10 protein-coding genes are annotated in these 13,408 nt (G+C 68.3%); 4 read left to right on the top strand and 6 right to left on the bottom strand.

What is annotated here, in order from left to right; all coding sequences use genetic code 11:
* Window positions 1-31 precede the first annotated feature (31 nt).
* From ACIGXX_RS03410 to ACIGXX_RS03400, 3 genes are all read left to right on the top strand, one after another.
* Complete coding sequence (locus ACIGXX_RS03410; RefSeq protein ID WP_399972285.1) at window positions 32-631, top strand: N-acetylmuramoyl-L-alanine amidase; 600 nt, start codon at window positions 32-34, stop codon at window positions 629-631.
* A 111-nt stretch (window positions 632-742) separates the two neighbouring features.
* Window positions 743-1,999: a GAF domain-containing protein gene (locus ACIGXX_RS03405; RefSeq protein WP_399972282.1), complete on the top strand. Its 1,257-nt coding sequence runs from the start codon at window positions 743-745 to the stop codon at window positions 1,997-1,999.
* A gap of 233 nt (window positions 2,000-2,232) precedes the next feature.
* Window positions 2,233-3,756, top strand: coding sequence for an aldehyde dehydrogenase family protein (locus ACIGXX_RS03400; protein WP_399972279.1), 1,524 nt, complete (start codon window positions 2,233-2,235; stop codon window positions 3,754-3,756).
* A gap of 686 nt (window positions 3,757-4,442) precedes the next feature.
* Here ACIGXX_RS03400 and ACIGXX_RS03395 read toward each other — a convergent pair.
* A complete protein-coding gene (locus ACIGXX_RS03395) occupies window positions 4,443-4,901 on the bottom strand; it encodes a MarR family winged helix-turn-helix transcriptional regulator (protein ID WP_399972276.1) in 459 nt (152 codons plus the stop codon).
* A gap of 57 nt (window positions 4,902-4,958) precedes the next feature.
* On the opposite strand from ACIGXX_RS03395, the gene ACIGXX_RS03390 reads away from it, so the two are divergent.
* On the top strand, window positions 4,959-5,495 hold the full coding sequence (locus tag ACIGXX_RS03390) for a DUF6790 family protein (protein ID WP_366464090.1): 537 nt from the start codon (window positions 4,959-4,961) through the stop codon (window positions 5,493-5,495).
* 1,125 nt (window positions 5,496-6,620) lie between these two features.
* On the opposite strand, the gene ACIGXX_RS03385 is transcribed toward ACIGXX_RS03390, so the two are convergent.
* From ACIGXX_RS03385 to ACIGXX_RS03365, 5 genes are all read right to left on the bottom strand, one after another.
* Entirely contained in the window at window positions 6,621-7,172 is a 552-nt protein-coding gene (locus tag ACIGXX_RS03385) for an EF-hand domain-containing protein (protein WP_399972273.1), read from the bottom strand.
* 246 nt (window positions 7,173-7,418) lie between these two features.
* On the bottom strand, window positions 7,419-7,967 hold the full coding sequence (locus tag ACIGXX_RS03380; protein ID WP_399972270.1) for an EF-hand domain-containing protein: 549 nt from the start codon (window positions 7,965-7,967) through the stop codon (window positions 7,419-7,421).
* A gap of 212 nt (window positions 7,968-8,179) precedes the next feature.
* Window positions 8,180-8,932: a hypothetical protein gene (locus ACIGXX_RS03375; protein WP_399972267.1), complete on the bottom strand. Its 753-nt coding sequence runs from the start codon at window positions 8,930-8,932 to the stop codon at window positions 8,180-8,182.
* A gap of 385 nt (window positions 8,933-9,317) precedes the next feature.
* Window positions 9,318-12,479 carry an amino acid adenylation domain-containing protein gene (locus ACIGXX_RS03370; RefSeq protein ID WP_399972264.1) on the bottom strand — a complete coding sequence of 1,054 codons (3,162 nt, stop codon included), beginning with the start codon at window positions 12,477-12,479 and terminating at the stop codon, window positions 9,318-9,320.
* Window positions 12,480-12,556: 77 nt separating this feature from the next.
* On the bottom strand, window positions 12,557-13,357 hold the full coding sequence (locus tag ACIGXX_RS03365) for an NAD(P)-dependent oxidoreductase (protein WP_399972261.1): 801 nt from the start codon (window positions 13,355-13,357) through the stop codon (window positions 12,557-12,559).
* Window positions 13,358-13,408 lie beyond the last annotated feature (51 nt).

Genomic DNA, 13,408 nt, shown 5'->3' with positions numbered 1-13,408 from the left:
GCTGTTCCCCCCACCGAGAGGCAGGCCAGCCATGGATCGAGCAAGACGATTCCCCAGCAGGCGCAGGCTGTTGCAGGGAGCGGCCCTCGCCGCCCTCCCTGCCGCGCTCCTCCCCGCCACCCGGGCCACGGCCGGGCCTCGGGCGGTCGACTATCCGCTCGCCGAGTGGGTCCCGGCAAGTACCTCCAACTACACGGCCGCCAACCGCCCCAGCACCTACCCCGTCGACTACGTGATCGTCCACGTCACCCAGGAGACCTACGCCGACACGCTCGCCATCTTCCAGAACTCGGCGAAGAAGGTGTCGGCCCACTATGTGGTCCGCTCTCAGGACGGCCACATCGCCCAGTGCGTCCGCGAACGGAACGTCGGCTGGCACGCCGGCAACTGGAACTACAACACCCGCAGCGTCGGAATCGAGCACGAAGGATGGGTGGATCAGCCCGAGTACTTCACCGACGCGATGTACGAGCAGTCGGCGCTGCTGACCTCGGCCATCTGCGATACGTACGGCATCCCCAAGGACCGCAAGCACATCATCGGGCACGTCGAAGTGCCCGGGAGCAACCACACCGATCCGGGGCCGCACTGGGACTGGACGCGCTACATCCGCCTGGTCAATTCCACCTGACATCGGCCTCCTCATCCCGTGGCGCGTGTCCGGGCGCTTGTCGGGGCGCTTGTTCGGGCACGCTCACGGGGTGACGATGGCAGCACCGCATCGCCGTCCCGGGAGGCCGAATTGACCGAACCATGGGTGGCCCTGGAGGCCGGTGCCGATCCGGCCGAGCGGGTGCGGGTGCTGCGGCGTGCCCATGAGAGGTTCACCGAGGCGGGGACGGTCACGCGACCGGTGCGTTCCGTCGTGGCCGACTCGTGGCGCCGTTCGGCCAGGGCCAGGGTCAGCCCGGAGGACACCGGCGCGGCGGTGGAACTCACCGACGGGGACCTCGGTTCGTATCGGGCCGAGCATCCGCTTGCCGGGGTGATGCCGCTGTTCCGTGAGCTGATGGGCACGTTCGCGATGGACGGCGAGCATCTCCTCGCGGTGTGCGACGCGCACGGCAGGCTGCTCTGGGTCGAGGGCCACTCCGCGACCCGGCAGAAGGCGGGACGGATGAACTTCGTGCCGGGCGCTCGGTGGGCGGAGTCCGCGATGGGCACGAATGCTCCGGGCACGGCGGTGGCGTTGGACCGGCCGGTACAGGTGTTCGCCGCCGAGCACTTCATCCGGCGCGTCCAGCCGTGGACGTGCGCGGCGGCGCCGGTGCACGATCCGCGGACCGGGCGGCTGCTCGGGGCGGTGGACATCACCGGGGGCGACGGGCTCGCGCATCCGCACAGTCTGGCCTTCGTGCAGGCGGTCGCCCGGGCGGCGGAGTCCCAACTGGCCCTGCTGTCGCCACCGGTGGAGACCAGGGACACGGTGGGTCTCACCGCGCTCGGCCGTGATGAGGCGCTGCTCCTGACCGGCGGTCGCAAGGTGCGGCTGAGCCGTAGGCACAGCGAGATCCTCGTCCTGCTCGCCCGCCACCCGGAGGGGCTGACCGGCGACGAGCTGCTGTGCGCGCTGTACGAGGACGAGTCGGTGACCCCGGTGACGCTGCGGGCCGAGCTGGCCCGGCTGCGGCGACTGCTGGGGCCGGAGTTGCTGCGATCACGCCCATACCGGCTCGCGCTGCCCGTCGAGTCGGACGTCGACGCCGTCGAGCGGCGGCTCGGTTCGGGGGCGGTCGCCGCGGCCGCCGCCGCGTACGCGGGTCCGCTCCTGCCCGCTTCGCAGGCACCTGCCGTGGCGCGGCTGCGGCGCAGGCTGGCCGATCAGTTGCGGGCGGCGCTCATCGCTCGCCGCGACCCCGACCTCCTGGCCGACTGGGCGCACACCCCGTGGGGCGAGGACGACCTGGTGGTGTGGCGGGCGCTGGCGCAGGTACGGGCGACCCCGCCGGTGCTGGCCCGGCTGCGCGAGCTGGACGCGGAGCTGACTGACGCGGGGTAGGCGAGCTGAACCCGCCGGGTGGGCTGCTGGTCGACGCGTGTGGGCCGAACTCGGCGTGCCGGCGCAGGCGCCCGGGGGGGCAGGCGCAGACGAGATTGACCGAACCCGCCCCCTGCGAACCTCCGATCAGCCACCGCCGATCAGCTCCCGCAACGTACCTGCAACGTCCGCGCTCCTACTCTCCGGGCGAGAGCTGCCCAACGGCGGGCAGCCTTCCCCGGGAGGCCACCAAGATGACCCGTTACGCAGCGCCCGGTACCGACGGAGCAGTTGTCTCCTACGAGGCCCGCTACGACCATTTCATCGGCGGCGAGTACGTCCCGCCCGCCCGCGGCCAGTACTTCGAGAACCCGAGCCCGATCAACGGGCAGCCGTTCACCGAGATCGCCCGCGGTACGGCCGAGGACGTGGAGCGCGCCCTGGACGCGGCGCACGCCGCCGCACCGGCCTGGGGCCGCACCTCCCCCACCGACCGCGCGGACGTCCTGCGGAAGATCGCCGACCGGATGGAGGCGAACCTCGAGAGCCTCGCGGTTGCCGAGAGCTGGGAGAACGGCAAGCCGGTACGCGAGACGCTGGCCGCCGACATCCCGCTCGCCATCGACCACTTCCGCTACTTCGCGGGGGTCCTCCGCGCCCAGGAGGGGTCGCTCAGCGAGGTGGACGAGGACACCATCGCGTACCACTTCCATGAGCCGTTGGGCGTCGTCGCGCAGATCATCCCGTGGAACTTCCCCATTCTGATGGCGACATGGAAGCTCGCGCCGGCCCTCGCGGCGGGCAACGCGGTGGTCCTCAAGCCCGCCGAGCAGACCCCGGCCTCCATCCACTACTGGATGAGCCTGGTGTCCGACCTGCTGCCGCCGGGTGTCGTCAACATCATCAACGGCTTCGGGGTCGAGGCGGGCAAGCCCCTCGCCTCCAGCGCGCGCGTCGCCAAGGTCGCCTTCACCGGTGAGACCACGACGGGGCGGCTGATCATGCAGTACGCCTCGGAGAACATCAAGCCGGTGACGTTGGAGCTGGGCGGGAAGTCGCCGAACATCTTCTTCGACGACGTGTGGGCCGCCAACGACGACTTCCGCGACAAGGCACTCGAGGGCTTCACGATGTTCGCCCTCAACAACGGCGAGGTCTGTACCTGCCCGTCGCGTGCCCTGGTCCAGCGGGGTCACTACAGCGAGTTCATGGAAGCGGCGGTCGCCCGCACGGAGCAGATCGTGCCGGGGCACCCGCTGGACACCGACACGATGATCGGCGCCCAGGCCTCCAACGACCAGCTGGAGAAGATCCTCTCCTACCTGGACATCGGCCAGCAGGAGGGCGCGAAGGTCCTGACGGGCGGCCAGCGCATCACGTACGACGGCGAGTTGGCCGGTGGCTACTACGTCCAGCCGACGATCTTCGAGGGCGACAACCGCATGCGGATCTTCCAGGAGGAGATCTTCGGCCCGGTCGTCTCGGTCGCGTCGTTCAGCGACTTCGACGACGCCATCAAGACGGCGAACGACACGCTGTACGGCCTGGGCGCCGGAGTGTGGACGCGCGACATGAACACCGCCTACCGGGCGGGCCGCGCGATCCAGGCGGGCCGGGTCTGGACGAACTGTTACCACGCGTACCCCGCACACGCGGCGTTCGGTGGCTACAAGCAGTCCGGGATCGGGCGCGAGACCCACAAGATGATGCTGGAGCACTACCAGCAGACGAAGAACATTCTTTGTTCATACAGCCCTCAGAAGCTTGGGTTCTTCTAGAGCCTCAAGTCGGTTGCCTGGAGGCTCCGTTCCGCTCCAGGCAACCTCTACACGTACGCCGCTCCCCCGCGATCACCTCAGCACCTCAGCACCTCAGCACCTCAGCACCTCGCGCCACGATGGGCGACTCGAGCGAATTCTCCCGGGCCAGTAGCGGACCAGGCGGACCAGGCGGCCCCGCCGACCCCTACCCTGACGACGCACACAAGCTGGACAACGACCGCGTCGTGCCTCCTGAAAGACGACTACGTGCACCACGTCGTCGACCACGGGTTCGATGATCGGGTCTTTCTGCGGCGGCCTGGGTCTGCGGGTGGGTCGGTCTCCGACTTCGTGCGCTCTCGCACTGCCGGTGCCGGATCAGGTCCTGGGTGTGGCCCGCTGACCTGGCAAGATGCCCGCATGGAATCCGGGTTCCCTTGAGGGCGACGCCAAGCGTCGAGCTCCGCCTGTCGCGTTCTGACGCCATCGCGCTGTTCGACTGGCTGATAAACACCGCCCTCGACGCCGTACCGATCACGCACCCTGCTCACAAGCAGGCTCTCGCGGACCTGCTGACGCGCCCTGGGGGGGGCGGATGCCATCGAGTCCACCAAGGAGCAGATCGCGGCAGCCCAGGTCGAGGCGGCCAAGAGCATGGGGTTGGCGAGGGGCGCTCGGCCTCGCCCTCTGTGGCCGCTTCGGCGTCACGAGCGTTCGTTGAGGGGTGCGGATCTGCGCCGGGGTTCAGTGGGTGTCAGTAGGGCGGCGAGCCGAAGGGTGTCTGCCAGATAGCGCTCATAGGGGAAGCCGGCCTTCAGGAGGGCTGTGCGGAGTTCTTCCTCGAGGGGCTTTCCCTCGGCGAGGAAGGCGGCCTGGCCCATCGGGGTGAGGGAGACCAGGCGCCGGCGCCGGTGGGCGGGGTCGACGCTGATCGTCACGTGCCCCTCCCCCTCCAGCGGGCGCAGCGCGCGGCTGATGGCCGGGTCGGACAGGTTCAGCGCCTCGGCGAGCTGGTGCTGGGTGGCGGGCTGGATCTCCTCAAGGGTGCCAAGCAGTCGCAACTGGCTTGGGGATAGGCGCTGTTCGGGGCCGGAGCGGCGCCGGGCCGCCTCGCCCATCAGCATGACCACGCGGTACAGAAGCTCTGCCAGTCCTTCGTCCATGAGCCCCACCCTACCGGATACTTGCATGGTTAATATTAACCATGCAACACTCAATGCATGGACACTCTCCCGTACGCGGTTCAGACCACGTTCCCGCTCCTCTTCATGCTGGTGCCCGCCCTCGGGTCACTGCTGAGCTGCCGCCGCAACCCCGGCAGGCCCGCGGCGGAGGTCTGGCAGCGCTGGTGGTCCGTCGGCGCCCTCGGCATCGGAAGCCTGTGGATCACGCTCTCGTTCCTGGCGTTCCCGGACGGCATGGCCGACACGATCGGCTTCGCCCACTCGCCGTTCCAGTTCGAGATCGCCTTTGCCAACCTCGGCCTCGCCCTGCTGGGCTTCCGCGGCGCGTCCGCGTCACCCCGTGAACGCCTCACGAGCGGGCTCGCGGCCGCCGCGTTCCTGTGGGGAGCGGCGATCGGCCACGTCTACCAGTGGCTCGCCCACGGCGACCACGCCGCCGGAAACACGGGCGGCATCCTGGCCAACGACATCCTCATCCCCGCCGTGATGATCGCCCTGGCGGCACGGGACCTCCGCCGTGCGCGACCCGGCGTCAGTCGCGCCATCGACCCGGCCGCCTCGCCTTTGCGGTGACCTCCGCCACGTAAGCGGCGACGGTCGCGCTCGCGCCAACTGCGCTCCACTGCCCGGCACTTCGAGCCTCACGTCACGAGCTTGGCGAACCCGCACCGCACCCCGCGTCCCCGTTCGGCGCATGCTAATTCCTCTGCGCACGTCTCCACGTCCGCCCTCCGGCATCTCCTGCCACTGACTGCCGGTGCGGAACCCGGGTGGGGCGCACACTCGACCGACGACTACAGCGGCGCAGACAATGGCCGCAGACACTTCTAGGGCATACCTAGTCCAGCGCCCCCGCCGACCGGCACCTCGTGAGTCACCGGCGCCTCTGCCGTTGGGCTTACAGCCAGGGTCCACAGAGTCGCCACAGTCGCTTGTCCGGGCGAGCGGGGTTGCGCAATTGCCACGCGATAGGCGCGCGTGTGGTCCCTTGTCGAGGGCGTAGTTCACCGAGAGCACTCTCGGCGCCGTCCGAAGAGGCGGGTCTCTGGCGACCTCGCCCGGCGTCCGCACCCCGATTGCCCCAGGCTCGGCAAGCTGGAAGCAGCGTGCGGAGTGTCGGGTATCGATCGCTCACGTCTGGGTGCGGATACGTGCCGCCAACGGAGACATGGACGAGGGCCGCACCATTTGCGGCGCCCCCAGGGCATCCCGGATCTGGCTCAGCGTGGGACATGATCGGCTGGAATGCAACTGCGGGCCTAGACGTGTTCCTGACGCGCCCTCGACGCCGATGGCGGCCCAGGCCAGACCAGTCACTGCCTCGCCTGACCGGGACCGGTGATAGCCGAGCACAGTGTCCACGGCGCCGTAAGCGCACTGCGCGCGAACAGTACTCCAGGAGTGCCCGGCGCTCCCGCAGGGGGCGCTTGAGCAATACTTCGTCGCGGAGCTGGAGGATGTCGAAGACGGAAGCGAACGGGTTCGTGGATTCCGGGTGTTGAACAGTGCGGACCCGCGGCGGCACGTCTACTGGGAACTGCCCGAGTCAACAGGTTCCTTGGTCAGGGCAGCAGCGGGATGTGGCTGGTGAAAGGTCCTGGTCATGCCGTAGGTATCGAAGGTCGAGCTGTACGCGGCGATCCGGCACGGCCACCGCAGCGGCATGAAGATGGGTGCTTGGGTGCTGATCGGGACCAATCAGCTGCTCGGCAGTGGCGAGCCTAGCAGCCAGTTGCCGGGTGCCTCGGTGTCGGTGCTGAGGTAGAACTCCTCGATGGCGGTGCGGAATTCGTCGTGGGTGATGGTGCCGCTGCCGTTGCGGTCGAGTCGTTGGAAGGCCGCGCTGGAGGTGGCCGGGTCGATACCGAGGGCCTCGTACATGCGGACGTACTCATCAGCGGTGAGCATGCCGCTCTTGTCGGTGTCCAGGGCGCGCATGAGGGCGTCGATGATGGGCGTCACCAGGCGTTCGACGGTCTGGGCATCGGCGGCGACATGGGAGCGCATGGCGGTGATGAACTGTTGGCGCCCGACGCGGCCCTGAGCATCAGGGGCGCCGGCCTCGCCCAGGACGTCCCACCAGAGCATGAAGGCCTCGCGCAGCGCGCTCTTGTTGCTCTCGTCCGGCGCCACCGCGGCGAACACCTCGCCGATCTGCTGGAAGTCATCGCGGGTGAGGTAGCCGTCGCCAGTGCGGTCGAACCAGGTGAACAGGAAGGTGAACTTCTGCTCGGTGCTGTCCTGCGCCATGGTGGCCTCCTTGAACGGGATGGTTGGTCAGGGCTCTCATGTCCTGCCTGCTTACCGTGGCGCAGACCTGCCTCCCGCGTTTCTGCTGGTCAGGCACATGTAGTGGATGCAGTCGGCAGATGCTACGGCGAATACATGCTGGGCGCTGAAGGTGGTCGGCCCAACCTTGGAACCTGGAGCCGGCGCGCCCTGGGTTCCGTCGGAACCCCAGGTTTCGATGTGTGTGAGGGAGTCGGCCCAATTCCCTTATGTGAGACGGCCGAAGATGTGGTTGGCCGGCGAGCCGGGATCGTCTCCGTAGAAGAACTCGGAGACGGCTTTGTGATATTCGGCCCGCGAGAGGGATCCGGAGACGTCGAGGTCGAGCGCGTTGAACACCTCGGCGCACTCGTCGTCGGCGGCCCGTCCGGTGCTTCCGAAGATGTGTGTGAACTCGGTGCGGCTGATCGCGCCGTCGCTGTCGCCGTCGGCGAGGTCGAAGAAGCGGTCGGCGACCGGCGCGAGCTCCTCGGGGTAGTGGGCGCGATCGGTGAAGGTGGCGGCGAACGCCTGTGTGACTTCCGCCAAGGTCACCCTGTCGTCCTTGTCGGCGTCGGCGGGGGCGATCACGGACTCCCAGAACCCGTGCATGGTCTCGTACATCTGCCGTGCCTGAGGGGAGTCGGGGGCGATGCCCCTGGCCTGGACGTAGCGTTCGCTCATCGTGACGACGTCCTGCCGCGTTATCGCGCTGTCGCCGTCGACGTCGGCGGCGCGGAACCACCGCTCGCACTTGCGTGTGCGCAGCTCATCCATAGGCGCACGGTAAATGCGCCTCAGCGGTGCGACTAGGCCTATTCTCGGCCGCCGACGTGGACGGGTGGGCTGCACTGCTCAGCGAGCGATGTCTCGTCGTCGAGGTCGACATCGGCGGGGTATGCCCCCATCGGCGGCGTCCCGGCTCCGATCGTGCATCGCCCCCTGGGTAGCCGCAGCGGAGGCACGAGACCGGAGGGGGCCGCATACGTTCAGGGGCGGCCTTGCTCGTCCGGCCGGAGCATCCACGACTCACGGGCCGCCTCGCATGCCTGAGCCGGCTCGGGCAAGGTGTCTGCCTGAGCCGGCTCGGGCAAGGTGTCGTGTCGGCGCCACGCGAAGAAGCACTGCACAAGGTGGTCGAGGACGATCGGGATGCGTTCGGTCCGTTCGAGCACGTCACCCGTACGGCATTCCAGCATCAGACGCGCAAGACGGTCCAGGAACAGCATGGCGGGAGCGCCTGAGCCAGCCAGCTCATCAATCCGCCGACGTACCTCACCGCGTGCAATCTCGCTGCGCAAGGGAGGCCGGATCACGGTGACATGGCCGGCCAGGGCCAGCGTCGCGCAGCTCTCGGGGACCACGGAGACCGGGAACGGGAGCTGGAACGGCGGGAACTCGTCGGTCGCCCGGCTCACCAGCTCGGCGTCGCCCAGCAGCAGGCTCAGGTCGTCGGGCGTGGCGAAGCGGAAGCAATAGCCGTCCAGCTCGGCGGGGGTGCCGCCATCGGGCCTAGCGCTGTAAATCTCGGGTTCGGCACTGATCTGCAGCACGCTGCGAAACCCCACGCCTTTGTTGCCGATTCCCTCGCCGACCACCTTTTCGCTGCAGGAGAGCTTGGATACGGAATCAACACGCTCCCAGGTGAAGAGGTTGCCGGCTGCGTTCACGCGACGCGCCAACTCACCCTGGATCACATCGAGTTCCGCCATAGCAGCGGCGAGCTCACGCTTCTCTCCCACCTCCGCAAGGTGGCCGTGCGGCCCTTTGGGACGACAGTCCGAAGGTAAAAGTCACCGGGCCACGGCCATTGCTGACTTGCACTTTCACCTGTCGGATACCAGCCCGCTCGCAGTGCACTGGGTGCATGTCAGGTGCGCAAAGTTCGCGGACAGCCTCCGCGGACGGTCTTTGACCACCTTGACCACCCCCAATCCCTTGGCGCCATTTCGGTCACCGCGATTAAGCGGTTCGCTCTGGTAGGCCAGCTACTCCACGAGCGGGTGCACCCCACATGAACTCCTCTACTGGCAGATTCACCGACACGAGTGCAGCACAGCCAGGCGGCGGTGGCCCGAAGTTGCATAGTCGGGTGCAGAGCGTCGGCCGTATGCGCCCATGGCGCAGTCAGCCGACTGGTTGGTCGGCCCCCGCCGCCACGATCAGTCGGGCGGCGTTGGTGACTGAGGAGTCCACGAAGAACTCGACCATCGGAACTTGCACCGTGAACACACTCTTGAGACGGGAAACGAGCCGCAGCGCGGCCAGCGAGTGGAAACCCAGCGCGAAGATGTCCGTCCGCAGGTCGATCGTCGGTACTTTGAGTACCGCACAGTAGATCTCCGCGACCTTGACTTCGAGCTCGCTGCCCTGCGCTTCCTCGGGGACGACACGCTCGCGGCTCTGCAGCGCGAGCAAGGCTGCTTGGTCAACCTTGCCGTGCGAGGTGAGCGGGAACCGTTCAACTACTGAGAACTGAGCCGGAACCAGGTGTGGGGGAAGCTGGGTACGAACGTACGCCGCGACTGCTGCCTCGTCGGCGTACGCACCGATCAGGAACGCGATCAGCTCAAGCTCGGTCGCTTCATCGGCCTCGGTGCGCCGAGGCACGACCAGGCTGCGCGCCACGTCCGGGTGGCCGTCGAGTACCGATTCGATCTCGGCGAGCTCGACCCGATGGCCGCGCAGTTTGAGCTGGCGGTCCACGCGGCCGAGAAATTCGAGGTCACCGTCGGTAGTCCATCGGCCTTGGTCACCGGTGCGATACATACGTGCGCCCGGCTCGGCCGCGAAGGGGTCCGCCAAGAAGCGCTCGGCGGTCTGCTCGGGCCGGTTGAGCAAGCCGTCACAGACGCCGGGGCCGGCCAGGTAGATCTCCCCTGTCACGCCGCGTCCAACCGGTGCGAGCAATGCGTCGAGCACGTAGACGGCGGCGTGCGGCATCGGTCGTCCGATCGGCAGCGCCTCGCGGTCGAAGTCAGCACCAGGCTGGTAGGTCGTGCTGGTCACCGCCGTTTCGGTGAGCCCATAGACGTTGGTGAGCGGAATGCCGAAGTCCAACCAGCGCTGGTAGACCTCGAGTGGCGCGCGTTCGCCGCCGACCAGCACTCGCCGCAAGGTTTGCGGAATGGGGACAACAGCCGGGTCGATCAGGCGCACTACTTCGATCCAGTAGGCGGTGGGCAGCTCACATATGGTGACCTCGCGCTCTCCGAGGAGGTGCAGCAGTTTCTCCTGGCTGGTCCGGCCGAGCACGCCGTCGAAATAGACGACGCAGCCACCGGCCAGCCAGGTGGGGAAGAGCTCCTCGACATGTACGTCGAAGGTCATCGCGGCGAGCTGCAGCATCCTGTCTTCCGGGCCCAGATCGAACGTGTCCACCGCGGCACGGGTGAACGCAGTCAGGTTGACATGGGTGACGAGGGTGCCCTTGGGCACTCCCGTCGAGCCGGAGGTGAACGGGACATAAGCAACCTGACGGCCTGTCACAGCGATGTCCTCGAGATCTTCACCGGTCTGGGCCTCGATCGAGGAAACAACCGCTGGGTCGTCGAGGGCGAGCACGTGCTGGGCCCCGGCAAAGTCCTCGGCAAGGTCCACGACCGTGAGCACCAAGCGGGGCGCGGTCTCGGCGAGGACGTGGGTCTTGCGGCTGCCGGGCGCGTCCGGAGCCACAGGGACGTAGGCCCCGCCCGCCTTCAGCACGGCGAGCACGGCGGACGGCCAGGAGGAGCCATGGGGCAAGGCGAGCGCCACCCGCTCGCCCGTGCGAAGACCCAGCTGACGCAGATGCCGCGCGAGCCGGTTGGCCTGGCTGTTGAGCTGTGCGTAACTGACCTGAGTACCGTCTTCACGCTCGATCGCCGGCGCATCCGGGCTCTGTCGGACCCGTCGCTCGAACAGCGCGTGCAGGGTGGCCGGCTCGTCCCCCGGCACGGGCCGACCGGTCAGCTCCCGATCGGGCGCGGCGTCGGTCGACGTGCGAAGCGCTCCCAGTGGGAACTCGGGATGGGACGCGGCCTCGCCGAGCAGCGCCAGGTAGCTCTCGGCCATGGCCTCGATGGTGCCCGGGTCGAACAGCGCACTGTCGTATTCGAACTGAAGGCTCAGCTCCCCCAGCGCGTCCACAGCGCCGAGACCGAGACGGAGCCGGGCCCCGCCATTGGACAACTCGTACAGCTCCGTCACCGCGCAGCCCGGCAGCGTGGCCTCGAACTCCGTGGACTGCTCGAAGGAGTACGCCGTCTGGAAGAGCGGGGTCTCCTGCGAGGTGCGTTTGGAGTCGACCCGTTTGACAAGCTCGGTGAAAGGCGCGTCTTGCGAGGAGAGCGCGTCGAAAGTACTCAGCTGGAGTTCGCGGACCAGCGAGGCGAAGGAAACGTCCGCGTCCAGCCGCAGTCGCAACGGCATGGTGTTGGCGAACAGCCCGATGAGCGACTGGTACTCGGGCCGGGTCCGGCCGGCCAGAGGCGTTCCGATCAACAGGTCGTCCTGACGGGTGTAGCGGGCCAGCAGCACGCCCCAGACACCGCCGAGCATCGCGAACGGCGTGACCCCGAGCCGCTTGGCGCAGGCGTACGCATCGGCCCGAAGCTGCTCCGGCACCACTGTCGTGAACTCGTCCCCCCGGTACTCCCGGGACGCTCCTGCACTGTGATCGACCGGCAGTGCAAGGGTCGTCGTCGCACCGGCCAGTTCCCGGGCCCACGCGTCGAGCGCGTCGCCGTACCCGCCGTCCTCGGTGAGGCGCCGCTGTTCGGCCGCGAAGTCGCGGTACTGCAGCGTGAGGTCGGGCAGATCGGGCTCATCGCCCGCGTGCCATGCGGTGTAGAGCGCGGCGAACTCGGTCCAGAACAGACGCAGCGACCAGCCGTCCGCAACGATGTGGTGCATGTTGAGGAAAATCGCGTAGGCGTCATCCTCGAGACGTAGCGCAGCAGCCCGCAGCAGCGGGCCGTGCACGAGGTCGAAGGGCTCGCGAGCGGCGGTCTCGACGAACACACGCCACTCGTCGGGGCGGGAGCGAAAGTCGAACACAGGCAGCGCGAAGGGTTGCGGCGGATCTGTGACGAGGTACAGCTCACCGTTTTCCTCGCCCACCCGGGAGCGCAGCACCTCATGCCGGCGCACGATCTCGGTCACGCAGCGCGCGGCGAGTTCCGTGTCCAACGCGCCACGCAGTCGGATCACCATGGGTATTCCGTAAACGCTGCGGCCCGGGGCGAGTTGTTCGGCAATCCAGATCTGCTCCTGCAGGAGGGAGATCCTCTCGGTCTGTCGGTTGCCCATGGGTGCTCCGGTCGGGTGCGGGGCCTTCGGAGTGGTGGTTGACTCGGTCATCGTGATCCGCTCTTCCTGACAGTCGGCTAGTAACCGAGGTCCCGGTCGACCAGGCCGATCGGCTCGAGGCCGTTCGCCAGTCGACGAATGTTGCGCCGGACCAGGTCGACGAAGGGTCCGATTGCGTGGTCCATATCGCCCGCGCAGTGCGCGGTGATCACACAGGTGGGAAGGGACCACAGCGGGTGCTCCGGAGGAAGCGGCTCGGGGTCGGTGACGTCCAGGCCCGCGCCGGCGATCCACCCGGAGGTCAGCGCACGAACGAGGTCATCTGTGATGACGAGCCCGCCGCGCGCCACGTTCACCAGGCACGCGTCCCGACGCATGGACCTGAGTCTGACTGCGTCGATCAGCCCGGCCGTGTCCGCGGTCAGCGGCGCCGCGAGGAAGACCACACGGGCCTCGGGCAGCCATGCGTCGAGGCGATCGGGAGTGCCGACCTCGGCGCCCGCCATCGGGGCGCCGCTGCGGCACACCACCTTGGGGCGGACCTTGAACGGGCGCAGCAGTGCGAGCAGTGCCCGGGCAACCCCGCCGCCGCCCACCACAAGGACCTCGGCGTTCGTCAGCCCGATGGCGGGGCGCGGCAGCCACGCGCCGGCCCTCACGGAGGCAGTGCCCTGACGCAGCACGGTCAGCGCGAGCATGAGGGCGTGTTCCGCCACCAGCTCGGACTGGACGCCCACGGCCCGGCTCCAGCGGATCCGCTGATCCATGAGCGGCAGGTAGCTTTCGACGCCGGTGCTCGCCAGCTGAACCCAGCGCACCGACGGCGCGCTCTGAAGTGCGGCTGCCAGCACCGAGGGCTGCTCGCCGGTCCAGATCAAGCCCTGAGCCCGGCCCAGCGGTACTGGTCGAACGCCTGAAGCATGCAGCGC

The sequence above is a fragment of the Streptomyces sp. NPDC055243 genome (assembly GCF_044544025.1).
Lineage (GTDB): Bacteria > Actinomycetota > Actinomycetes > Streptomycetales > Streptomycetaceae > Streptomyces.
The sequence above is the reverse complement of the archived record's forward strand: the minus strand, read 5'-3'. Positions and strand labels throughout refer to the sequence as shown.

Bases quoted from the DNA above. Each gene is read 5' to 3' on its own strand.
- ACIGXX_RS03410 (WP_399972285.1), top strand. From the start codon at position 32: ATGGATCGAGCAAGACGATTCCCCAGCAGGCGCAGGCTGTTGCAGGGA.
- ACIGXX_RS03400 (WP_399972279.1), top strand. From the start codon at position 2,233: ATGACCCGTTACGCAGCGCCCGGTACCGACGGAGCAGTTGTCTCCTAC.
- ACIGXX_RS03395 (WP_399972276.1), bottom strand. From the start codon at position 4,901: ATGGACGAAGGACTGGCAGAGCTTCTGTACCGCGTGGTCATGCTGATG.
- ACIGXX_RS03390 (WP_366464090.1), top strand. From the start codon at position 4,959: ATGGACACTCTCCCGTACGCGGTTCAGACCACGTTCCCGCTCCTCTTC.
- ACIGXX_RS03385 (WP_399972273.1), bottom strand. From the start codon at position 7,172: ATGGCGCAGGACAGCACCGAGCAGAAGTTCACCTTCCTGTTCACCTGG.
- ACIGXX_RS03380 (WP_399972270.1), bottom strand. From the start codon at position 7,967: ATGGATGAGCTGCGCACACGCAAGTGCGAGCGGTGGTTCCGCGCCGCC.
- ACIGXX_RS03370 (WP_399972264.1), bottom strand. From the start codon at position 12,479: ATGGGCAACCGACAGACCGAGAGGATCTCCCTCCTGCAGGAGCAGATC.